This window comes from Nocardia sp. JMUB6875 (genome assembly GCF_041154655.1).
GTDB lineage: Bacteria > Actinomycetota > Actinomycetes > Mycobacteriales > Mycobacteriaceae > Nocardia.
In genome coordinates this window covers 1-21,938 of sequence record NZ_BAAFGR010000059.1, presented here as the reverse complement: position 1 = coordinate 21,938, position 21,938 = coordinate 1, and the positions used below count along the sequence as shown (strand labels likewise).

Annotated in this window: 17 protein-coding genes; 11 read left to right on the top strand and 6 right to left on the bottom strand. The window is 64.1% G+C overall.

The window, feature by feature from the left end; translation table 11 throughout:
* Positions 1 to 173 precede the first annotated feature (173 nt).
* The 4 genes from ACAM49_RS17250 to ACAM49_RS17235 all read left to right on the top strand — a co-directional run bounded on the left by ACAM49_RS17250 (position 174) and on the right by ACAM49_RS17235 (position 10,376).
* Positions 174 to 8,930 (top strand): ADP-ribosyltransferase domain-containing protein, encoded by an 8,757-nt coding sequence (locus ACAM49_RS17250; RefSeq protein ID WP_369636532.1) that lies wholly within the window; start codon positions 174 to 176, stop codon positions 8,928 to 8,930.
* Positions 8,927 to 9,574 (top strand): hypothetical protein, encoded by a 648-nt coding sequence (locus tag ACAM49_RS17245; protein WP_369636531.1) that lies wholly within the window; start codon positions 8,927 to 8,929, stop codon positions 9,572 to 9,574. Before ACAM49_RS17250 ends, ACAM49_RS17245 begins: the two co-directional genes overlap by 4 nt.
* Before the next feature lie 141 nt (positions 9,575 to 9,715).
* The gene (locus ACAM49_RS17240) at positions 9,716 to 10,069 is read left to right on the top strand and encodes a hypothetical protein (protein WP_369636530.1); all 354 of its coding nucleotides are present in this window, start codon (positions 9,716 to 9,718) and stop codon (positions 10,067 to 10,069) included.
* A gap of 13 nt (positions 10,070 to 10,082) precedes the next feature.
* Positions 10,083 to 10,376: a hypothetical protein gene (locus ACAM49_RS17235; RefSeq protein ID WP_369636529.1), complete on the top strand. Its 294-nt coding sequence runs from the start codon at positions 10,083 to 10,085 to the stop codon at positions 10,374 to 10,376.
* Between the two features lie 6 nt (positions 10,377 to 10,382).
* Here the strand turns inward: ACAM49_RS17235 and ACAM49_RS17230 are convergent, their stop codons facing one another.
* Complete coding sequence (locus ACAM49_RS17230) at positions 10,383 to 11,480, bottom strand: hypothetical protein (RefSeq protein WP_369636528.1); 1,098 nt, start codon at positions 11,478 to 11,480, stop codon at positions 10,383 to 10,385.
* Between the two features lie 130 nt (positions 11,481 to 11,610).
* On the opposite strand from ACAM49_RS17230, the gene ACAM49_RS17225 reads away from it, so the two are divergent.
* Genes ACAM49_RS17225 through ACAM49_RS17215 form a run of 3 tightly spaced genes read left to right on the top strand, consistent with a single transcriptional unit; the run spans position 11,611 to position 12,785 of the window.
* On the top strand, positions 11,611 to 11,985 hold the full coding sequence (locus tag ACAM49_RS17225; RefSeq protein WP_369636527.1) for a hypothetical protein: 375 nt from the start codon (positions 11,611 to 11,613) through the stop codon (positions 11,983 to 11,985).
* 28 nt (positions 11,986 to 12,013) lie between these two features.
* The gene (locus ACAM49_RS17220; protein ID WP_369636526.1) at positions 12,014 to 12,469 is read left to right on the top strand and encodes a hypothetical protein; all 456 of its coding nucleotides are present in this window, start codon (positions 12,014 to 12,016) and stop codon (positions 12,467 to 12,469) included.
* A 28-nt stretch (positions 12,470 to 12,497) separates the two neighbouring features.
* The gene (locus tag ACAM49_RS17215) at positions 12,498 to 12,785 is read left to right on the top strand and encodes a hypothetical protein (protein ID WP_369636525.1); all 288 of its coding nucleotides are present in this window, start codon (positions 12,498 to 12,500) and stop codon (positions 12,783 to 12,785) included.
* Positions 12,786 to 12,912: 127 nt separating this feature from the next.
* Here the strand turns inward: ACAM49_RS17215 and ACAM49_RS17210 are convergent, their stop codons facing one another.
* The 4 genes from ACAM49_RS17210 to ACAM49_RS17195 all read right to left on the bottom strand — a co-directional run bounded on the left by ACAM49_RS17210 (position 12,913) and on the right by ACAM49_RS17195 (position 16,039).
* Positions 12,913 to 14,148 (bottom strand): hypothetical protein, encoded by a 1,236-nt coding sequence (locus ACAM49_RS17210; RefSeq protein WP_369636524.1) that lies wholly within the window; start codon positions 14,146 to 14,148, stop codon positions 12,913 to 12,915.
* 162 nt (positions 14,149 to 14,310) lie between these two features.
* Entirely contained in the window at positions 14,311 to 14,814 is a 504-nt protein-coding gene (locus tag ACAM49_RS17205) for a hypothetical protein (RefSeq protein ID WP_369636523.1), read from the bottom strand.
* A 260-nt stretch (positions 14,815 to 15,074) separates the two neighbouring features.
* Positions 15,075 to 15,377, bottom strand: coding sequence for an AzlD domain-containing protein (locus ACAM49_RS17200; RefSeq protein ID WP_369636522.1), 303 nt, complete (start codon positions 15,375 to 15,377; stop codon positions 15,075 to 15,077).
* Positions 15,377 to 16,039, bottom strand: a complete 663-nt coding sequence (locus ACAM49_RS17195; protein WP_369636521.1) for an AzlC family ABC transporter permease — start codon at positions 16,037 to 16,039, stop codon at positions 15,377 to 15,379. The genes ACAM49_RS17200 and ACAM49_RS17195 overlap by 1 nt, the downstream gene beginning before the upstream one ends.
* Before the next feature lie 182 nt (positions 16,040 to 16,221).
* On the opposite strand from ACAM49_RS17195, the gene ACAM49_RS17190 reads away from it, so the two are divergent.
* The 3 genes from ACAM49_RS17190 (at position 16,222) to ACAM49_RS17180 (ending at position 19,576) form a co-directional block, all read left to right on the top strand.
* Positions 16,222 to 16,677, top strand: a complete 456-nt coding sequence (locus tag ACAM49_RS17190) for an Lrp/AsnC family transcriptional regulator (protein WP_369636520.1) — start codon at positions 16,222 to 16,224, stop codon at positions 16,675 to 16,677.
* 277 nt (positions 16,678 to 16,954) lie between these two features.
* Positions 16,955 to 18,292, top strand: coding sequence for a hypothetical protein (locus tag ACAM49_RS17185; protein WP_369636519.1), 1,338 nt, complete (start codon positions 16,955 to 16,957; stop codon positions 18,290 to 18,292).
* A 9-nt stretch (positions 18,293 to 18,301) separates the two neighbouring features.
* Positions 18,302 to 19,576 (top strand): hypothetical protein, encoded by a 1,275-nt coding sequence (locus ACAM49_RS17180; protein ID WP_369636518.1) that lies wholly within the window; start codon positions 18,302 to 18,304, stop codon positions 19,574 to 19,576.
* A gap of 9 nt (positions 19,577 to 19,585) precedes the next feature.
* On the opposite strand, the gene ACAM49_RS17175 is transcribed toward ACAM49_RS17180, so the two are convergent.
* The gene (locus ACAM49_RS17175; protein ID WP_369636556.1) at positions 19,586 to 19,984 is read right to left on the bottom strand and encodes a DUF4189 domain-containing protein; all 399 of its coding nucleotides are present in this window, start codon (positions 19,982 to 19,984) and stop codon (positions 19,586 to 19,588) included.
* A 482-nt stretch (positions 19,985 to 20,466) separates the two neighbouring features.
* On the opposite strand from ACAM49_RS17175, the gene ACAM49_RS17170 reads away from it, so the two are divergent.
* Positions 20,467 to 21,819, top strand: coding sequence for a hypothetical protein (locus ACAM49_RS17170; protein WP_369636517.1), 1,353 nt, complete (start codon positions 20,467 to 20,469; stop codon positions 21,817 to 21,819).
* Positions 21,820 to 21,938 lie beyond the last annotated feature (119 nt).

Sequence of the window (21,938 nt, the reverse complement as noted above, 5' to 3'; positions counted from 1 at the left end):
GGACCGCCAGAGGCGCTCTGGGTAGGGTGGCGTGAACATTTCTCGAATCCGGTTGGGAGTCCGGACCTTTGTGTCAGCTGCGGGAGGGGAGGCCGATGAGTCCGGTCGAGCAGTTCGATTGCCTGGTTCCGCAAACACCCGGCTTGGGTGATCACCGAATCCTCGGATAATCCATGTCCGGGTGGACGTGGGTCGGGGATCATCTGCCGGGCTGGCTGATGACTGCCCTCAATTTCGGCGCGGCTTATCCGAAGGGTGATCAGGACGCGCTGTTCGATCTGGGCGATGCGTGGAAGAAGGCCGCCGCCGACCTCGAGAAGCTCGAACCGGACCTGAAATCCGTCACCGGCAAGCTGCCGCAGTACTACGACAGCGCCGGTGCGGCCAAGGTCAGCGCGGAGCTCGCGACGCTGTTCGACGGCAAAGAGCATTCCATCCAGCAGCTCGTCGAAAGCCTTAACCAGCTCGGACACGATGCCCGCGCCACCGGGACCGAGATCGAGTACACCAAGATCCAGTCCGAGATCTTCGCGGTCCTAACGCTTTACACCGTTCTGCAGCTGAGCGTGACGCTGTTCGGCGAAGCGCTCGTCCCGGGCGTGCTCGCCACAGCACGAGCGTCCCTGTCCGTCTTCTGCAAGAAGGCCATGGAGCGGATCGGACTGATCCGGGCGCGCGCCGCCATGCAGACCATCGCGAAGCCGCTGATTCGCGAAATCACCGTGCCACTGGGCGAAAAGATCGCCGCGCCGCTCGCCGAGAAGGTGGTGGCGCCGCTCGCTGAGAAGATCGCACAAAAGCCGCTATTGAAGACCAGCCTGGAGTACGGCGCGAAGTCCGTCGTTTCCGGACTCGGCGCTGGAGCGATGGGCGCGGGCCTCGATGCCGGTACGCAGCTCATCCAAATCATGGAGGGACATCGCGACGATGGCTTCGATCTGAAGCAGACCTTCCAGACCAGCCTCCAGTGGGGTGTGGGCGGCGCGGTCGGTGCGCCGTTCCACACAAAGCTGGGCAATGTCCTGAAGGAGACCAGGCTTCCCTCGAAGTTGGGCGGGGCCATAGCGGGCGGTGTCGGTGGCTTGGCCGGCGCCGGCGGTATGTACGGGACCGGCCTGGCGACCCAGCTGTATGACAACGGCGGCGACTGGAGCAAGGTCGACAAGACCTTCCACACCCAGTTGCTGATCGGCGGCCTCGCGATGGGCGCCGGCGGCGGCGCGAACCATGGGTTGCAGGGCGGCCACGGCGCTCCCAGCGATATCGCGGCGGGTACCAAGAGCATCCCCGACGGCAGCGCCTCGCACTCCCCCGCGCCGGAAGTCAAGATCACGGGCGAGCAGCCCAATCATGTTGTGCAGCAAGAAGTTCACACTGCCGCGCAGACCGTGCAACCCGTCAATCACCCAGCGGCGGACGCCCCGGCCGGCAGGGCTGCGCCGATCACCGAGACGCCACGCGGCGACCTCAAAACCAGTGCTCCCACCACAGGGGACGGTGCCGGGCGGACCAGCGAGGTCGGGGCGAAACCCGGCGAAACCGCGCCGAAGCCCACCGAATCGGCCGCACCGCGCGGCAATACTCCGACACAGCCCGGGGGTGAATCCCCCGCCCGCCTGGCACCGGTCGCGACCGAGCATCGCGGCAATGTGGTTTCTGGCACCCAGGAGAGAGGCGCGCCGGTCGGCCGCGCGCCCGAGGGCCGCTCGGTGGAGGTCACCTCCGAGACTCAAACACGTTCCACCCCGGTCGAATCCACGTCGCGCCCGGAACAGACATCACCCGCGCACCCCGAGGAACGAACAGATCCCGCAGCGAAATCGCCTGCTCCGGAGGAATCGCGGGTCGATCCCGCGAACGAGAAACCCCGGCTGGACGATTCGGCACCGCAGACGCCTCGTACCGAGGAGCCGCCGAAAGAACCGGCGCATCCCCAGGAGCCCAAAGAACGGCTGCCGGAGGATCTTCGGAGCAGCGAGGAGCATCCTGAGGGGCAGCACCGCAACGAGAGCCCTGCCGCAGCCGACACACATTCCACGTCGGACTCCCCCACACAGAGCGAAACCCCGCCTGCGTTCGTGATGACACCGACGGCGGTCGAGCCCGGTAGCCATCCGTCCGCCGGCGAGCCGCGGGGAGGTACCCCGCGCCGCCCGGCAGAGGGAGCACCCCCTCGTACTCCCGAGGAGGCAAAACCCCACACTCCTGGCAAGCCTGATTCTCAGGACGGAGCGAAGCCCAGCGCAGACGAGCCTTCGAAGGCCCAAGCCGCGCACGATGCGCAGACGCCCGTGGCGGATGCGTCGAAACCCGCTCCGGCAGAGGGTGATTGGTCACCGCGCCCCGAGGACAAATGGTCGAAGCTGGATAGTCAGCAGGTCGCGGACGAACTTGCCGCGCGGCACGGCCTCGAAGTGGAGGGCTTCGACCATTCGAACCTCGACCCCGAGGTAGTGCGCGAATTCGCCCGTGGCATCGACGACATGCTGGAGCGCTACCCGGATGTGGATCTGCGTAAGGTCACCATCGAACCGCTCGAGCCCGGGGTCTACGCCGAAACCTTCGATGAGAAGGGTCCGTCGGGCCGCAGGTACACCGACAAGATAGCCCTGAACCGCGACTACGCACTCGACCCCGAGTGGCTGGCCCGCGATATTGCCGCAGATGAGGCTGCCGGTCACCTGGTGCCAGGGTCGGCCGACCGCCCGATTCACTCGACGCTGGTGCACGAGTTCGGGCATGTGCTGGCGATCGAGGGTCAAGAGCATGCCGAGGTGACCGCCTACAAGGCATTGCGCGACTACTTCGAGTCCACCCGCGGCGGTATGGACAAGAAAGCGTTCCAAGATTTCCTGGATCAGCTCAGCGGCTACAGCTTCGATGAACACGGCCGGCTCAATGGACCCGAGGCGGTGGCCGAGGCCTTCACCGAGGTGGAGTATCACGGCGAAGGCGCCTCCGAGCCGGCCAAGGTTCTTTACCACCACCTGCTCGAGAGCGCCCGCGACCACGGCAGCAAAGCCGACGGCTTCGAACATCTTCCCGATGACGTGATTCACGACCCACGTCCTCGAAAAGGTATGTCCCCCGATTCATTCGAGCCGGGCGGCGAACCACGCGAGAATCCCGCCGACGCGCCGGCGCCGGAACCCAGCACTCACGGCGAATCGCCTACATCCGGAGTCGAGCACTACCTGGACGAGCCGCATATCTCGGCCGCGCTGGACCGTGCCGACGAATTGGGCGTCACCACCAAGCACGACGGGGTCGAGACGCCGGTCAGCACCGTCATCCGAGATCTTCTGCCGCAGCATCCCGAGATCGCCGAGATGCTGCGGAACAACGAGTACCTCGAGCATTCGCTGCTGGAGCGGCCGAAAACGCTGGCATCCCTACTCACCCACCCTGACGGTCTGCCACTTCTGCACGATGCGGTCGAGGCGGTGCAGAATCGCGGACCGGAATCGGTTCTGACAGAACCGGTTCACGTCGAGCCGACGCCAATTACGCCGGAACAGCGGGCGATATCGCAGCAGATCCGGGAAGCGACCAGCGATGTTCCCGATACAGGGCGCAGGCAGCCAGAATTCGATTACAGCAGACTCGATGACCCGGACTATCGGCGCGAATTCCTACAGAAGCAATACGACATCTGGCGCCCCACGCAGGATGCGCTCAACGACATCGTCCGGGATATCGCGAAAGACACCGAAGGCAAGCCCGGCTGGCGCGAGCAGCCGAAGGATGAGACCCGAGCTTGGGACAAGATCAAGAAATACGATGGCGACGTATCCCAGTTGACCGATCTGGTCGGCGCGAAGATCGAATTCGATCACATCTCCGACGCGTATCGCGCGCTCGAGATGATCGAGAACGACCCGCGGATCCGGATCGTCGAATTCGAGGACCGCTTCGAGCAACCCAAGGCTTCGGGCTATCGCGACCTACAGATGAAGGTCCAGTTGGACAACGGCCATATCGCCGAGCTGCGTCTGCATCTCAGCCATATCGATGCCGTCGCGGAATACGAACACGGGCTGTTCGAAGTGCAGCGGGATCTCGACGCGCTGGCCAAGGACGAGCACCGCACGATGACCCCGAAAGAGGAGGCACTCAGTACCGAGCTCAAACGACTTGTGAACGAACGATTCTGGGAGGCAACCCAGAAGGGGCTCGAGGAGCCGTCACCTAAGAACGAGGAGCGTCCCGACGAAACCAGATCCAGGCCGCGCAGGGCTCAACCCGACGAACCACACCCCGAGAGAAACGACGGCCCTGGCCGGGACGAACACCAGCCATCCGAGGAGACGCCTTCAGACCATCATCCCGAGCCGTCCCAGCCCGACCCGGTTCCGTTGACGCCGCACGAGATCGAGTCGCAGTGGGGAATCCCGGAGGAGAACCAGCGCAAGATCCAGGCGTACGCCGACGAGCACAATCTGATCATCGAGGTCCGCCCGACAAACGTCGACGCCGTACCGCATCTGCAGCGCGGGGATATGCCCAAGCCGATGTCCATCAAGGACAAGACAATCGGCGAGGACGACGTCGCACTGGGCGCTCCGCCCGAGGCGAAGGGCCTGGTCGGCCGATTCCGGCCCGACCAGCTCACCTTGCCCGAAGAAGGGACTGTTTCGCCAGCGGACTACGCCAGATTGAAGGCCCGATACGAGCAGCGGGTCAAAGACTATGCGGCGTACCAGAAGCACATGCAAGACCTGATCGACCAGCAAACATTCCGGGTTACCGAGAACGGGGTGGTCGAGGGAAAGTTCAATGGCGAATGGAAACCTGTCACCGGAGACCACGACCTGTTCGACATCCGGCACGCGGACGGCAGCCGACTCACTCCAGAAGAGGAGAGAACCCATCGGCAAGAGCTCATCGAACTCGACGCCGGAATTCAACACGGGCCGCATGTCTACTGGGAACCGGCCAACGAGTACCAACGCGTCCGCAATTTCGAAGACATCGTTAACAAGCACCAGTACGACGCGGATCCGGCGGTCCGGGCCGCCAGAGAGCAGTTGGTGCGGTTCCAGCCCGAGGAGCAACCCGAACTCACCTGGGCCGCCAAGGATTTGGACGGCGTCGATCGCGAGTTGACCCCGTGGCACATCGAAGACGAACTGGCCTCGGTCCAGCAACAGCGGCTCTACTCTGCCGAAGAGCAATCTCGCACCCACTTTTCCGAGAACCCTGACGCCACACCGGCCGAGCGAGCTCACTTCGAAGACGAGTTGCGGAGGAGTATCGACGAGGACATCTCGGACGTCCGCGAACGTGTCATCGACCTGGCGAACCATTCCGAATTCGATCATGCGGACTATCGCGCGTGGCTGGACGACACGTTCCGCACGCCGATAGACGTGGAGATCGGCGGCGAGCGGCAGTCGATGATGTTCATCGACCGCGGCGAGGGCATCGAGCCCGTCCTCGCTCGGTTCGACACTCCCGCACACGAATTGGCGGAACTCCGGCAGGAGCTGCGTAATGAGGTTCGGCCCGACCTCGAGGTACGTGCGCCGGAACTCCACCCGGATGGCATACCGGTGGTCCATTCGCTGGAAGAAGCCAGGGAATTGGGCACCCGGCTGCGGGACGAGAACGCCGCGGCCCGGAATCAGGGTCCGGAGGAACGTCCTTCGGTCTTTCCGCATTCATCCGACTCGCCGTCGCACGAGCCGGCTGGGATGCATCCCTCCGAATCAGATGCCGCTGAATCTGTTCCGGTGCAAAGTCACTCCGCCGAGGTCGACTGGGCACCACGCCTCGACGACGAGTGGTCGCAGATGCATGCTCGGGAGATTTCCGACGAACTGCACCGCCGCTGGGGAATCGAGACGGAAGGCTTCGAGAATCCGGATGTGCACCCGGAGGTAGTGCGCGAATATGCCCGCGCGATAGACGACATGATGTCGCGGTTCCCCGACGCGAAGTTGCCGAAGGTCACAATCGAGCGACTTCCGGACGACTACAACGCCGCGCTGGCCTGGGACCGCGCTCCGGACGGGAGGGTGTACACCGAAGCGCTGATTCTGAACGAGACCGTAGCGCGCGCACCTGAAGAGATGGCCCGGGAGAGCGTGGAACTCGAGGCCGATCGCCACTTCACCCCCGGTTCGAGCGATCGCCCGATCTATTCGGCACTCGTCCACGAATTCGGCCATATCCTCGATGTCGAGGGACAACTCAACGCCGCCAAGACCGCAATGGATGCGCTGGACAATCACTACCAGTCCACCCGCGGCGGAATGGACAAAGCCGCGTACGAGCAATGGCTCGACCAGCTCAGCGGCTACAGCTTCGACGAGGGCAGACTGGACCCCCACGAGGCGCTGGCCGAAGCCTTCACGGAGGTAGAGACCAATGGCGAGGCGGCGAGCGAGCCTGCCAAGGTGCTGTACCGGCATCTCTTGGACAATGCCGACGCGCACAATCTGGCTCCCAACGGCTTCCGCATCCCGGACGACATCATCGACCGCCCTACCGGACCGCACGAACCCGAACAGCACACTCCGAAGCCGGAAGATCATCTCTCCGGACCGAAGCCTGACGAACCCGCGGCCACACCGCATGAGCCGAGCGAAGTGCAGCCGGCCAGCCACGATGAGCCCCACGTCAATCCTGATCGGCCGTCGACGCTGACCCAGCATCTCAAGGATCGTTTCGAGCAGCTCCGGCAGCGCATCAACGACATCTTCGCGGCACACCAGGATCCCGCGCGCGCAGCCGAACTGCCGAAGTTGCGTGCGGGATTCGGTGATCTCGTCGACAGGCTTGGGCTGCGAGATCAGAACGACTGGGTCACCCCGTGGAAGTTGTTCAGGGAGCACGATGGAGCGCTCGCGCAGTACGTCGAGCAAAACCATGAACACCTGCTGCCCAGCCTGAAAGATCTCTCTGAGGCTAATAACGAGCCCAAGGTAGAACCTGCGGCACACGAGCCAGTCGGGCAGCATGATCCCGAGCCGAAGGCCGAACATCCGAAAGACGAACAGCCCAAGGATGAACCGCATCCCGACGATCCGGATATTTTGTCGCACGACGAAATTCCGGACCGCGAACAGGCGCTCACACCCGATGAGCAGGAAGCGGTACACCGCTACACCGATCCGGACGCGGACGTCTTCAGCGATCTGAACCACCGGCTGCGCAATGGGCTCGAACTCGAGCCGGAGCAGCAGAAACTCGTCGCCGACATCACGTCGGGACTGGAGAAACTGCCTGCCTACGACGGAACCGTCTGGCGTGGCACGCATCTCACTCCGGAGCAGATCGCACGCTATGTGCCCGGAGAGAAGGTCACCGAAGCATCCTTCACCAGCACCTCGCGGGACCCGCGCCGAATCTTCACCAGCAAGGTCGAATTCATCATCCACTCGGAATCCGGCCGCGATATCAGCGCTCTCTCCGCCCGGCCGAGTGAGAAGGAGGTGCTGTTCAAGCCCGGCACCACCTTCGAGGTGCGCGGCGTGGTCGAGGACCCGAACGCGGGCCTGTTCGGTGTAACCCGTATCTACCTCTACGAGTCCGCGGAACACACGCCCGTCCACGAGGCACCGGTCGACCGCACCGGCCACGAGGTACAGCCCAACGAGCACACCGCCACGCCGGATGGCGACGTCCACGCACCCCAGGAGTTGCCGGTCCGTCACGGCCCGGACCGCACCGCCCTCGGCGACTCTCCCGAAGTCCAGCGCGTCTACGACAACGTCCGCAACGAGGGCGAACACGACGTCGTCGTCCACGGCGACCGCTTCGGAAAGCCCACCGCCGAAGGCGGTTTCGAGATCGATCCGCAGCAGGTCGTCGAAGCCATCCGCAACAATCCCAACTACGTCGAAGGCACCCCGATCCGCCTGCTGTCGTGCCACAGCGGCAACGAACTCGGCTGGGCCCAGCACATAGCCAATGAACTCGGCGTCCCCGTCCGCGCCCCATCGGACCTCGTCGGCGTCCGCGCCGTCCCCGACTCCCCAGCCGTCCTCCACGACACCGCCGAATGGCGAACCTTCCACCCCACCGAACCCGACGGCACCACCCCAAAACCCACCGCACACAAGCCAACCGACCACCCAGAGGGACGGCCACCGAAGTACGAAGAGGACCCCCGAGAGAACTGGGACATCCTCGGCCAAAAGAAACCCGGCGACGAATCGGTTCGTCCGGCAGATCACCCCGCCGAATACGCTCCTGCAGCCATCGATTCGGCCGAAGCCGGCTCACCCCAGGAACGATCGCCTGACCACAGCAGCTGGCAGCGACCTACCGACGACTGGCAACCGCTACAGCGGGGCGGGGAGTTGGAGCAGCAAGTCAGGGATGGACTGAAGGGCACCCAGGTGAAGCCTGGCGATGTGGATTCTGTCCTGGCGAATCTGGCCAACCATCCTGCAGGCCGCGAGATCGCGGAGGCTATCGCCTCCCGACGATTCGAGGACGTCCCCAACTACTCGGTGGTGGCGTCGAGCCTCGTCCGACCGAACTTGTTTCCGGGCGCCCTGGAGCAATTACGACTTGCCAGCCGGCTGCTCGATAGCGGATTCACCGATATAGCATTCGAGATAAAGCAGGACGGTCATGAGATCAGGCCGGGTGTCTTCACAGATAAAGATACAGATCTAGACGTCATGGCTCGGGACAGCAACGGCGATGTTCACGGCTGGCAATTCAAGAACGTCGCTTCAGCCAATCCAAGTAAGGTTATCGGGAAGGTCTTCTCCGAAATGCCTCAGCTGATCGACTCTCACGCCGACTATCAAACATTTGTGTTGGACACGGTAGTCTCGATGTCAGACTTGACACCGCATCTCAGTAGGCTCGAAAATAACTACAGCGACAAAGGTGTACAAGTCATCATTCGAACCCCAGACGGAATAGTGTTCATCCCACCAGGCGGTACATTCATGCCGGAAGGAGCTCCGTGATTACTACTACGCCCGTCGCTCGCTGGACCTGGGGACGCGATCACGACGGAAGAGTCGATAAAGTAGACCTGTGCCTGCAAGATCTTGTGACCGCCTACTCGATACTGGTGTCCCACCACCTTGCGGTGGACATGACCACGATTCGCGTGAAGATTCCCGAAGCAGGGAAACCGAAGCACATGCTCTTCGACGGCGAATTCGTGATAAATGAACCCGAACCCCCTGAGGTAATAGCATCGAAACTTGCCAATCAAGTTCGAACAAGCCTTCAGGTTGGCCAAGTGGGTTCCGTAGACGGAACCATCGACTGCACGGGAATCATTCGGCAGGAAGACCGTGATTTCATCCAACCCGAACTGTTTCGACTGGGTACCCATGCATACAGGGATTACATCACGACCAGTTTGGTCACGTTCTCCGATGCCTGGATGCCATATGATCTCAAAGGTCGCGCTCAGCCCGACATCTACGCCGCGAATCAACCGGGGTTAGCGGGCGCATTGACAGATATTTCGCGATCTTTGCATTCGGAAATCGACCCAGACGACGCGACGTATTTCGGCACGCCCACCGAGACTGGAATCGACAACTACTTCGAACCCGATGGCAGCCCGTCCGATGTTTGGTCGAGATTCGAAGGCTGATCGAAGCCGGGTCGCCGACCACGCGGGCAGCATGACGGGTCGGTAGGCTGAGCGGCGTCCGAGATACGTCAGACCGGGGGTTGTGGAGTGAGCGGAGCGACGACTGCGGGTGGGTTGAAGCCTGTTGGGATCTATCGTGAGATGTATCGGAAGGAGCGGGGGGAACTGCCGCTGCTGCGGGACTCCTACTCCAGTCAGCCGGTGGGGGATCGAATCCTGGTGGCGGAGTACATGAGGGCGGCTACGCCGGTGTTCGATGTGCCGGGGGACGTCACCGATCTGATCGATACCGCCAAGACGATTCGAAGTGGGCCGTCGCTGGTTTCGGACGGGGAGTGGATCTGGCGGGTCGACTCGATCCACTATCTGGAGAACTACGCGCTGGAGATTCCGGCCGAGTTCCTCGACCACGTGCGGGGGCGGAATTACCAGCCCAGCGGCAGTGTCGATGTGTCCGATGCGAAGTTCGACGCCGCGATCGCGGCCTACTTCTGAGCAGGAGCCGTTCATGCAAACACCACCCTTGCCGCCGTGGATGAAACCGGCCGATCCGGACAAGCAACGGGAGATCGACGAGCAGACCGCGGCGCGAATGGGAATCACCGTCGAGCGGTTGCACGAGATCGATCGGCAGATCGCGGCGGATATGCGCGCCCGTGAGGCGTTGAGCAACTCCGAACGCCTCATCGACGACAATCCGAAGTTCAACAAGGGATTCGGACCGTTAACGCCGGAGAACACCATCGCACCGGGTGAAGTGCGTGCTCATTACGAATCGTCGGAGCAATCCGACGAACAGTGAGCAGGTTCAGTCGGTCCGGCCCCACAGCCTGACCGTGCCTTCGCTGATCATCTGCATGCGGCGATGACCGGGTAGATCCAAGTAGGGGCAGTCCGCGGCACCGGACCGGAGGGCGGCAGCAGGGTCACCGGGCGCAACCCAGAGGAGTTTGCCCGCCTCCAGCCACGGTCGGAGATCGAAAGAGTACTCGGCGAGATCTTGCGGGTGCTCACTCCAGGCACGCCAATGACCCGAATCGTCGTAGATATCGTATTCCTGGCTCCCCCAAAGATTTTCGAGTGGGAAGCGATGCGGCCGACGAGTAGTGAAGTAGGTGATCGTCCACCCCGTGTGGTGGCCGATGACGACCTGAGAGAGCACTGCCCGGGTTTCGGGCAGATTCAGCAGACGCGGAACGACATACGGGACATCGGGCCCGGGCATACAGAAATCGAACGGCAGCGGGGTCAGCGGCTCGACTAGGCGCATGGCACCACCCATGGCCAACCAGTCCGCGGGAACCACGGACTTGCGACGGCGAATCGGGTTGGCCCAGTTCCAGAACCAGCCGTCCAGATCGACGGTATCGATCGGCCAGGTGGTGAGCTCGTCGGTGAACGGGCTACGAGCAACGGGCACTTCTGGGAGCCATTCCATGTATCGCTTGCGCAGCTCGCCGGCTTTGGAGAATGCCTCGCTACCTTCCGGCGTCGCGCCGAATCGCCGATACAGCTCGTTCAGACGATTCCCCTCGGCCAGTAGCTCGTTCCGATAGCGGCGGCGGTTCTCGTCATCTCGAGCCGGAATCAGACCCTTGTCGGGCTTGTCGTCGCTGTTGGTCAATCGTGAACGCTTCGACTGCTCTTCACGCCCGGTCAGGACACGGTCCCGTTCCGCCCGCCAGCGTGCGGCATTGCTGCCGTCCAACTGCCCGGCGAAGGCACGGCGAGCAGCCTCGACAAGATTGTCAGGGACATCTGGGCGCGCCATGGCGACTGCTTCCAAGGCGTTCATCGTCTCTTCGTCCAGACCGGACCCGGTGAGGAAACTTCCGCCCGCCAAGATCCGCGACAGCATGAAATCGAAACTGTCCTGCAACTGCTCCTTGGTGCGACGACCTCGCACGGGACCCCCTTCTCGGTCGAACGGACCCTCAGCATTACATACGCGACCGACCTCCGCGGCGGTCAGCATCACCGACGAAGTCCCGGACCAAACCACGCGATCAGCCGAATGGCGCCTGACCGATAGGATGGTGGAAGCCGTTGGCTGGCGGGCCGCAGCGATGAGCAACGCGGATAGGTCCGGCCGATCGGATTCCGACGCGGAGAAGGAGACGGACGTGCGGCATGGCCGTCCCAGCAAGGAACAGCTGAAGCTGAATTTCGACAGCCTGCTGGCTCGGGTACTGGAAGGGCATGGGCTCCGGACTGCGAGCGGGCTCGACCAGGAGACCAAGGCCGCGCTCAGAGCGATTTCCGATGCGCATCCGAACGTCACCGAGGAGCTCGTAGAGGCCGCGCGCCAAGCCTTTGCCGGGCAATTGGATGGCAGCAACGCCGCCCGATGGCTTGCGGAAAACGACAAGGAGTTGAGCGAGATGGAAGCTCGCTCGAAACGCTCGCAATAGCTCTCGCCAACATGCGGGAGGCCGCACTATGCCCTGGCTCCGAGAATCGCCGTCGTACTTCCGATTTCGAAACGCGACCATCCGCCTAGAGGAGCCGGCGATCGACGAGGTGATCGGCGAGAAGCTGAACATCCGGACGGGCGCCTTCGAGCCCGCGACGGAAGACGACATCGATGCCGTCTTCCGTCCTGGCGGGGGCATGGACTATTCGTCCCTCTCCGAAGAAGAGTTCGTGAAGGTTACCGAGGAGGTTCGGAGTCACTACCTGCGTGGTGAGGGACCCATCTTCAACATCTACCGGCAAATAGACCGAACGTACGAACAACTCAGGCAGGCGCGTCGACAGATGACCGATGAGGAGTACGAGACGATCGTGGCCTTGCGCCGGAAGACCTTCGGCATGTGGGAAGAGGAGTTTGCTCGCCGTGCAGCGGGCCGGTCTCCCTCGTTCGAATATTTCGGCGTCGGTGTGCGCAGGCCTTGAGGGGTTGGGCTTACTGCAGGAGGCGGATATGCGGCATGGGCGGCCGAGCGAGGAACAGCTGAGGCTGACCTTCGAGCGGGTGCTCGCGAGTGCGCGGGAAGGGCGACTCGTGCGGACCGAAACCGGGCTCGACCGGCGAACCCGGGACGCGCTCAACGCGATTGCCCGTGCACATCCGGATGCGAGCGAGGAGCTCGTCGAGGCGGCGCGCGGCGCCTTTGCGGGGCAGCTGGACGGCAGCAATGCGGTGCGGAGGCGGGAGGAGTTCGATCGGAAGATCAGGGAGCGCGCCGCCCGGATGAAGCGCTCGCAGTAGTTATTGTTCGATCGATGCATGGTGAAGAGCGCTTCTGTTCGCGCGGAGCGGTCGGTCCTGCAGCCGAAATCGGTTCAGCGATCCGGCTGCAGGGCGACTCGGCAGGCGGAAAGGCCAGGCCCGCGTTCTACAGGAGTGGAATATTCTGGCGCAGAACCTTTTCCAGGATGTTCAGCCGCTGCTGCTGGTCTTCGACGGATGCGCCAGGTCGATCGACCTCGATGCTCAGCCGCCCGTCGAAACTGCTGATGATGTAGTTCGGCGGCGTGGGAAGCTGGTCAGGTGCGGTCGGCGCCGTGGCGGGGGTGCTGGCGAGAGTCGAATGGAAGTCCAGGATTTCGAGCCCCGCGGGCACGCGCAGCTGTGGCAGCCGTCCCCAGTTCGTCGCCGTCACGAGGCCGGGAATCTGGGGCATCACGCCCTCGGATCCCTCCGGGATCAGCAACGGGCTCAATTGGATCAGACCGTCGGCCAACCCGGCCCGCACCTGCGCGCTGATCGCGCGACCGAGATCGACGATGGTCGTGACCTCGCCGGACGCGACATAACCGGTGAAGCCCAGAACCACGGTGCCCTCGTGGACACTGACCTTCGGGTCCAAGTGCGCACGCAGGCTGACCGGGAACATGTACACCAGGTCCGAAACCGCCGACCCGCGCAGTTCCGCCTCCGCGAGGAGCAGCGCCCCGGAGACCAGGCCGTTGATACTGACCTGCTCTCGGTGGCTCAGCTCGGTCAACGCAGCGGTGTGCTCGGCGCCGAGCCGCAACCGCGCGGCCTCGCGAACGTATCGCGCTTTCCCGTCGAACCTGTCGGTCGTCGCCGCCTGCGCGGGCGGTGCGGCCTGTTCGGGAAACGGCGGTTTATGTATGCCGTGGGCGGCCAGGATCTCTTCGACCGGACACGGAAATGGCAGTGACTCGACCGTTCCGATCTCCCCCTCTACCGCGGCGGTGTAGTAGGACCACAGCAGCTCGACCCGGTCCTGACCGGTGGCACTGTCGGTAATGCTGTGGTGGGTGAACAGCGTCACCACGGATTCATCGCCGTCCTGGCGCACCGACAGCAGACCCAGCGCGGCGCACTGATCCAAATCGATGTCCTCGAGGCCTGATTCGGCCGATCTTGCCGACACCACCATGCCCTGCAGCACATCCCGGGCTTCGACGAACTCAAACCCCTTGTCGGTCTTCTCTATTCGCGCAGTCAGCGCCGGATAGCGTTGCCGCAACGCGTCGTAGGCCACCGCCATCGCGGCCAGATCCAGCACGCCACGGGTGCGCACCGAGTACCCGATATATACGCGGTCGAGTGCGAACCCCTTCTCACTCGCTGCCAGCGGACGAATCGTCGTCGCGGTCATAGATAGCTCTCCTCAAGATCAGGAGCTCTCACTTTGCCAGATTTGTCCCCGGCCTCGCTCGCCAAAGTGATTGCGACGCAGGCCCTTCAAGGATGTGGAGAGACAAATCAGGCCCGGCGGAGTGCCGGGCCTGACCTCATCGAACTATCGCGCTGAGACGAATCAGGGGACGAGGCCTGCGCTGGCCACGCCCGCACCGATTCCGGCACCCGCGAGCGCACCGACACCCGCGGCCGGGAGGCCTGTGACGGCTGCGCCGATCGCGCCGCCGATTCCGGCGCCGATCAGGCCACCGGCGAGCATGGCGCCGCCCGCAATCGGAATCGCCGCAGCGAATTCCGCGGCGAGGCCCGGAATCGAGATGATGCAGGTGGCGACCGGGAGGCAGGCGCCCAGCAGGGTCACCGAGGCGGCGAGGGCGGTGCCGCCGCCGGCCACCAGGAGGCCCGCGACGGTGCCGACTCCGGCACCGACCACTCCACCCACGACTCCACCGGCGACGGCGGCGGGAACACCGGCCACGGCGGCACCGATTCCGGCGCCCGCCAGCGCGGCCTGGCCAATCGTGTTGGGATCGGCCGCAATCGGCTGCGGGGCAGCGATGTCGGCGGCGGGCACGGCGGCATCCGGCGTGGAGACATCTGGCGTGGCGACGGCGTCGGCCACCAGTCGCACCTGAGTCTTCTCCGCCGGCTGCCCGGGATCCGCAGAGGCCACTCCCGCACAGGTCAGCGAAACCGCGAGCGATGCACCCAGAACCGAGATTCGTCCCGCACTCCGCGTGTTTCGGCGATGACGCGCCATAACTCCCCCTTGTTTTGCCATTGGATTGCTAATCGGAACAAGCCGATTCAAATGTGAGACTGGCGCGTCCCGCAAACTTTGTGTCGATCATCACGAGTGCTGAATCCGGCCTATCAGAAGGCTCAGAGGAGGACGCGCAGTGTCGCTGTTGTCGTTGCGGCAACCACAACGACCACAAGGAAAGGAGCGCGGAGCAGGAGGGCGAGGAGGGCGGCGGTGAGGCCTGCCAGTCGTTCGTCGAGTACGAGGCGGTGTTCGGTGGTGGCGGATTGGATGGCCAGCAGAGCTGTTAGCAGGCCGATCGGTAGGAGGGTGGCGATTCGCTGTATGCGAGGGTTGTGGAGGATTCGGTTGGGGACGGAGAGTCCGGACAGTTTCAGCAGGTAGCAACCGGCTGCGCCGGTGATTATGGCCCACCAGAGCATTACTGCGATTCGCTTTCTTGTGCATGCTGGGGAACGGGGGCGAGCGGATCGTGGCGGGTGGGCGTCATGGCGAGCAGTGCGGTGACTACGGCGACGAGTAGCACCGGGAGTCCGGCGGGCATGATCGGGACGGCCGATAGTGTGACCACTGCGGCCGAGCAGGCCACGATCCAGGACTGGCGGGTGGTCATTCGTGGTGCCAGCAAGGCCAGGAATGCCGCTGGGGCAACGACATCGAGACCGAGGGTGCGTGGGTCGGACAGGAGGCGGGCGCCCAGTGCGCCTGCGAGTGTGGCGAGGTTCCAGCAGAGGAATACGGCTAGCCCGGCGGTCCAGAATCCGAGCTTGGCCGCTCGGGGCTCGCGGCCTATCGTCATCGCGGCGCTCTCGTCGATCACTATGTGCGCCGCTGGAATTCGACGCCAGCCGGGCAGCCCGAGCAGTGGGGACAGGTGCATGCCGTAGAGGGCGTTGCGGGTGCCCAGCAGGGTGGCGGTGGCCGCGCCCGCGAGTGGATTTCCGCCGGCTGCGATCACACCTACCATCGCGAATTGCGATGCGCCGGTGAACATCAGGCTCGACAGGGCGCACGCCTGGGGCACTGATAAGCCCGCGGCCACCGCTAGTGCACCGAAGGACAGTCCGTAGGTTCCGGTCGCCACACCGATTCCTATGCCGTCACGAATTACCTTGGGGCGCAGATTATTCCAATCAGTACTTCGCGGTTGACCGTTGACCACCGGAACCAGCCCCCTTTCGGAACGACTCCACCCAGCGTGTCATCGGCAGCTCCGAGCACGCCATGACTAGCCCTCGTTCGGTGGCATACTTAGCATTTTCTGCTATGGATTCGATCGATCGCGCAATCCTCTGCCACCTCCAACGTGATGCTCGGATATCCAATGCGGAACTCGCCCAGCGGGTTGGGCTCAGCCCTTCGCCGTGCCTGCGGCGGGTGCGCAATCTGGAGGAGGCGGGCGCCATCACCGGCTATCACGCGCGTGTGGACCCACGCGCCATCGGCCGGAGTTTCGAGGTGCTCGTGCACGCCAATATGGGGATCAAGAATCGTCGAATGGTCGAGTCCTTCGAGGCGAAGGTGGCCGAGTTCGATGAGATCGTCGAATGTCGGCGGATGTTCGGCGATCCCGACTACCTGCTCTGGATCGCCGTCGCCGATGCCGATGCCTACGAGCAGTTCTTCATGGAGAAGCTGGCGGATCTGCCCGGCGTCGCCCGGCTGCACTCGCAGTTCACGATGAAGGTCGTCAAGACGACCGGATTCCCGCACCTGACCTGATTCGGAGCGACGCTACGGGGTCAAAGAGATCCAGCCATGGGTCTCGCCGATCTTGGCCCAGAGCACGAGAAGTACACCGACATAACCCAATACGCTCAACCCGCCGATCCACACGAGGCCCCTGCCGATCAGGTTTCTGTCGCTGATTTCGGGGTCGCCCTTCACCAGGGTCAGGAGCGGAATGTGGTAGCCGCTGTTGTCGCCGCCGTCGGGGACGGTGAAGGCTGCGATCAGCAGGAGCAGGTCGGCGAGTTGGATGAGGGGATGCTGGTCGGGGGTGGAGAGGGAGGGCGAAGAACAATGGCCATTGCCAGGAAACGATTGTCATCCGGACCCCCGATTGATTGCACCCCGCTTCTTCCATACGGTTGGCGGTCAAGGGAGATCGACAACAGGGGGAGTCGTGGGGGCATGCTGGAGCAGGGCTCGGACGGTATTGGTTGCGGGGCTTGCGCTTACCGTCATCGCCTCCGCTGGTTGTGGTTCCGATTCAGCGTCGGCCACCGCCCCTACGGTTGATCTCACAAGGCTCGACACCGGCAGTTACGCCACGAAACCGCAGCAGTTGGAGCCCAAGGATGCCAACCGCATGGGGCGGATCATGGAGGCGTTGCGGCTCGGTGATGCGGTGCCGCTGCCGAAGGATGTCGATCCGGCGTTGACGCACAATTTGGGTGGTGTGCATCCGTTCATCGATGCGAAGGCGTTCGGGACCAAGTCGGTTTTCGCGTCGTTCAGCGCCGAAGACTTCACGGCGAGCGCATCCGGGCTGGTGGCGGGGTTCGGGACGGCGGCGGGTTCGAACGAGGACACTCGCGGGCTGGGATATCAGCTTCGACATGCGGTCATGATCTTCGAATCCGATGCGGCGGCGAGCGCGGCCGCGGTGGCACTCGCGGGGATGGAATTCGACAAGGAGAAGGCGGATCCCACCGCCTCGTTTGTTCATCCGGGTGCTCACGTCGTATGGATTCCCAAGTATCAGGCGCTCGCATCCTGGTATGCGACAGGGCGATTCGTCATCTCCGACGTGGTGCACCACAACGAGAACATGGCGCTGGACAACTCGGATCTCCCTGCGCTGCTGGCTGTTTCGGACAAGGCGATCAGCATCACCGTCGACCGTCTGAAGTCGTTCCAGCCGACACCGGTGGACAAGCTCACCGAGTTGCCGTTCGATCCGCAGGGGCTGCTGCGGTTGGCACTGTTGCGACCCGACGGTGATCAGACCGCGTTCGGCATGCTCGGAACATTGAACCGTCAGACCGCCCTGCACCTGGCCGACGACCCCGACAAGGAGCGGGAGCTGTTCGACAAGACGGGGGTGGATTACATCGGATACGGTGCGGGCAAACTGGTTCGGACCCGCGACGCCGAGGCGGCCCAGAAGTACGTCGGCGAGGTGGCATTCGGGCGGTTCGTGCACCGGATCGACTCTCCGCCCGGATTACCCACCGCGCGATGCGTCAAATATCAAGGGCCGGAAACGTTTCAGTTCCCCTACCTCTGCTACGTCACCCATGGCCGGTACGCCGTCGAAATGTGGTCGCAGCAACAGCAGGATGTGTATCAGCGGATCTCGGCGCAGTACGCCATCCTGGCCAACGACAAGTAGGGGGCAGTCGTGAAGCACTTCGATGCGCGCCGATCCTTCCGCGACGCGGTGATCCTCATGGGCGGACTGGCGCTGACGGCCCTGCTGGCGGGCTGCGCGGGAACCGTCTCCGGCACTTCCGCCGCAGCCGAAATCGATGTCCGCACACTGGCTGTCGGCAACTATCCGACCCTACCGCTCGACGTCCGCGCCACCTATCACCACGAGGTCGGCGCTGGCAAGCAGCTTGCCGTCGCACGCCTGGGCGATGCCGTGATCAGCGGCCAGGACATCGATCCGAAGTTCGCGTACTCGATACTGTCCGCCGCGGACTACAGCTATGCGATCGCCAACGCCGCCAAGCCGGCCCTCGATCGCAACCATCTGATGTTCGGCTACGCGACCTCGGTCAGCGACCGTCCCCGGCTCGAGACGCTGCACATCGACGTCTCCGGGAATTCGAGCCCGCTCGGCGGGTGGGAGAACGACCCGGAGGCAACGTCTTTCAATGTCGCGGTGCTGCAGTTCCCGGACGAGCAGCAGGCTCGGACCGCAGCTGACGAGATCGAAGCCGCGGACTTCGCCGTCGCCCCCGACCAGAACGCCCACATCACCCTCGACAAGTACGCGACCGCGAAAGCCCATTGGCGGCCTGGCATTCCATCGATGGCGGCGACCATCGCCCACGGTCAGTACGTGATCAACGTCTTCGCCCGCACAACCAAACCCGAACTCGACGGCCTGAAGTCCCTCGCCACAAGGATTCTCGACGCCCAGCTACCGCTGCTGGACAAGACTCCCCCGCTGTCCCGGCGCGAGAGTCTGGCGCTCGACTACGACCCGTCGAACATGATCCGCCGCACCCTCCACCCCGGGCCGTTCCCGAGCCCGAACGCGAACGAAGTCACCCGAACTCCGCGCGGCTACCTGCACACGGTCGAGAACCAGGGCACTTGGAAGCAGCTCCTCGACGCCAACAACGTCGACCTGACCGCCACCACCCAGCAGGGCGCACTCCTGTTCCGCACACCCGACGCCGAATCCGCCACCGCCCTCTGGAACGGAATCAACGCCCTCATCCCGGGATCGGTCGAGGCGCCGCCGGGGGTTCCCGACGCGATCTGCGTCGAGAACCCCAAGCGGAATACCGCCGACTTCTCCCTGTCCTGGAACAACAGTGACCGCTACCTGTGCACCCTGCACTACGACCGCTACGTCGCCCGGGTCGCCAGCGCCCAGCTCGTCGACGCCCAGCAACGCGCCGCCGCTCAGTACGCCCTGCTCGCCAACGCCCAATACCTCTGAGCCATAGGGTTATTGGCCGTTGCACTCCGGCCCGAACACCTCCGCCGGATCGGTCGCGTCCGCACTGATCGACGACGGCCACGGCGGGCCGACCGCATCCAGCGCGCTGCGCGACGCCTCATCGCGACTCGCTCCGATGCCACCCGCGTATCGATCACCGCGGAACGCGATCGCGCCGCAACCGTCCATGAACCGCAGCACGATCGCGCACGTACTGTCCTGACATTCCGCCAGCGCACGCTCATCGGCACCGGCCTGATCCGGGTAATTCCATGAGGATCCGATCAGCCACGACTGCCCCGGCGCCGGATTCGAAACCGCGTACGCGCCATACATATGACCGTCCGGCCCGGGCTCGGCCGCCGCCGACCCGAAACCGACCCCCACACACGCCGCGGTGCAGACCACAGCGGTCAAACCTCGAAGGATTCTGTCCGTACCAGCCATCACCGTGCTCCCCTTCGATTCGGGGTACCACTTCGATTGGATGCTGTGCCACGCGACATTGAAACGCCACCCACGCGGGTGACCGGGCCTCCGTCCGCACGGTACACCGCACCACCCCCGCCGGTCCCGACAATCGCGACAATCATGCTCTGAACAGCAGGTATAGCGACGGTGCCGACAGTCGAGGCCCGGGTCAGAACATGGTGAAGACCTGCCTTGGCGAGGCCTGACGAGACCTTGCGGGTCAGAGCTCCCACTGAAGTGGTGCGTCGCTCTTGTTAGGGTCGGCAACGGCATTGCATGGGGTTGGGAAGGCGTGAGAATCGATGGCGTACACACGAAATGAGGGCGTTGTGCACGCGCCGGCCGGGAAGACAGGGCGGGTCACCGGGTTTCTGCTGATCGCGGCGGCGGTGTTGACAGTTGTCGCGTGCAGTGTGCCGGTGGCTACCTTTCGATACCAGAGCCGTTCGGAGGACGAGTATGTCTGGCGCATTGATTCCGAATGGCATTTGAGAGTTCTGGATGTCTTTCCGCTCTCGCCGTACGTGATCATCGTTCTCGTCGCCGGCGTCGCCGGGACGATTCTCGCGCTCGGTAAGGGAGCCCGGGGGCGAGTGTTGTTCTGGGCGGCTGCATTCGGGAGCGGTATGGCGCTGCAGATGGCGACGGGCGTCCTCGTCGGCTACGCGAGTGGATTCGGTGAATACACCTCTCCCGCGAGCGGCTACTGGGTTTTCGCGCTTCTGCTGCTGATTGCCATCGCGGCCCTGGTGACCGCGCTGCGGGATGCGGTGGTGGCGAAACGCGGTGTGGCGTCGGAGACAAGCGGCGGGGTCGCGACGCGGGTGGCGGGTGTGTTCCTGATTCTCGCGGCGGCGGTCGAGTTCGGGCGATCGTTCGTGCCCTTGGACGGCCACGACTTCCAGACCATTTGGAAGACCGGCGCCGATGGGTCTTTTTCCTGGATCGCAGTCCGATTCGTGGCGGCCTTGATCCTCGTGGTGGTCGTGGCCATCGCGTTGCTGGCGGGCGCCGGCGTGCGCAATCCCGCGGTTCGGGCGGCCAGCGGGGCAGCCGCCGCCTTCGTCGTCGCTTACGCGGTCAGCGCACTGGGTTTCCTGTTCGGTATCCGAGGACTCGCGTTCTGGGAGTACGCGGGCGTCGGCTTCCTACTGGTCGTGCTCACGCTGGTGCTGTCGTTCGCCGCGACCATCGCGGGGCTGGTGGCGCAGTTGACACGACCGCAACCGGCCCAGCCCAGGGCGGGATACGCACCCAATCCGTTCGCGCCCAATCCCTTCGCACCCGCTGCTCCCGCACCGAACCCGTTCGCACCCGGTACTCCCGCACCGAATCCGTTCGCACCGCCTCCCCCCGCCCCGCAGGTCGAGGCGACGGTCAAGATCCCGCCGGAACCGGCCGCGGTGCAACCGCCTCGGATGGCGAAGGTGTATGACGGGAAGGGCGCCGACGGAACGCCGGTGGTGAATCGGCCTGCGCTGGAGGGGAATACGCGGACGGCGGTGTTGGCATACCTCGAGTCCGCGCCGATCGTGTTGGCGGCTAGGAGTTTCGAACAGGATGAGTTCGCGCCGCAGGATCGGGACGTGCCGTTGAATTTCAGGACGGATGGGACCTGGGTGTGGGCGGGGGCCGTGGCGCATTATCTGCACAAGCACGGGTTGCCGCCGGAGGAGGAGTTGGTGCGGCACATCAGCGCTCGCGGATTCCGGGTGGGGGACGTCGGTGAGGCTGCGAAGGATGCGGCGATCAGGGTGATTACCGGTAGCTGAGGCGGTCAGCGGGCGGCCAGGGCGGCCGCGTAGGTGTCGCGCAGGGCTTCGAGGCGGGGGCGGGTGAAGCGGCCGGGTTCGGTGTTGTAGGTGGCGCGGCCCCTCGGGGAGACGAAGGC

Excerpts from the sequence above, each read along its gene's own strand:
- ACAM49_RS17250 (WP_369636532.1), top strand. The coding sequence starts at position 174 with ATGTCCGGGTGGACGTGGGTCGGGGATCATCTGCCGGGCTGGCTGATG.
- ACAM49_RS17240 (WP_369636530.1), top strand. The coding sequence starts at position 9,716 with ATGTATCGGAAGGAGCGGGGGGAACTGCCGCTGCTGCGGGACTCCTAC.
- ACAM49_RS17235 (WP_369636529.1), top strand. The coding sequence starts at position 10,083 with ATGCAAACACCACCCTTGCCGCCGTGGATGAAACCGGCCGATCCGGAC.
- ACAM49_RS17220 (WP_369636526.1), top strand. The coding sequence starts at position 12,014 with ATGCCCTGGCTCCGAGAATCGCCGTCGTACTTCCGATTTCGAAACGCG.
- ACAM49_RS17215 (WP_369636525.1), top strand. The coding sequence starts at position 12,498 with ATGCGGCATGGGCGGCCGAGCGAGGAACAGCTGAGGCTGACCTTCGAG.
- ACAM49_RS17210 (WP_369636524.1), bottom strand. The coding sequence starts at position 14,148 with ATGACCGCGACGACGATTCGTCCGCTGGCAGCGAGTGAGAAGGGGTTC.
- ACAM49_RS17200 (WP_369636522.1), bottom strand. The coding sequence starts at position 15,377 with ATGCTCTGGTGGGCCATAATCACCGGCGCAGCCGGTTGCTACCTGCTG.
- ACAM49_RS17190 (WP_369636520.1), top strand. The coding sequence starts at position 16,222 with ATGGATTCGATCGATCGCGCAATCCTCTGCCACCTCCAACGTGATGCT.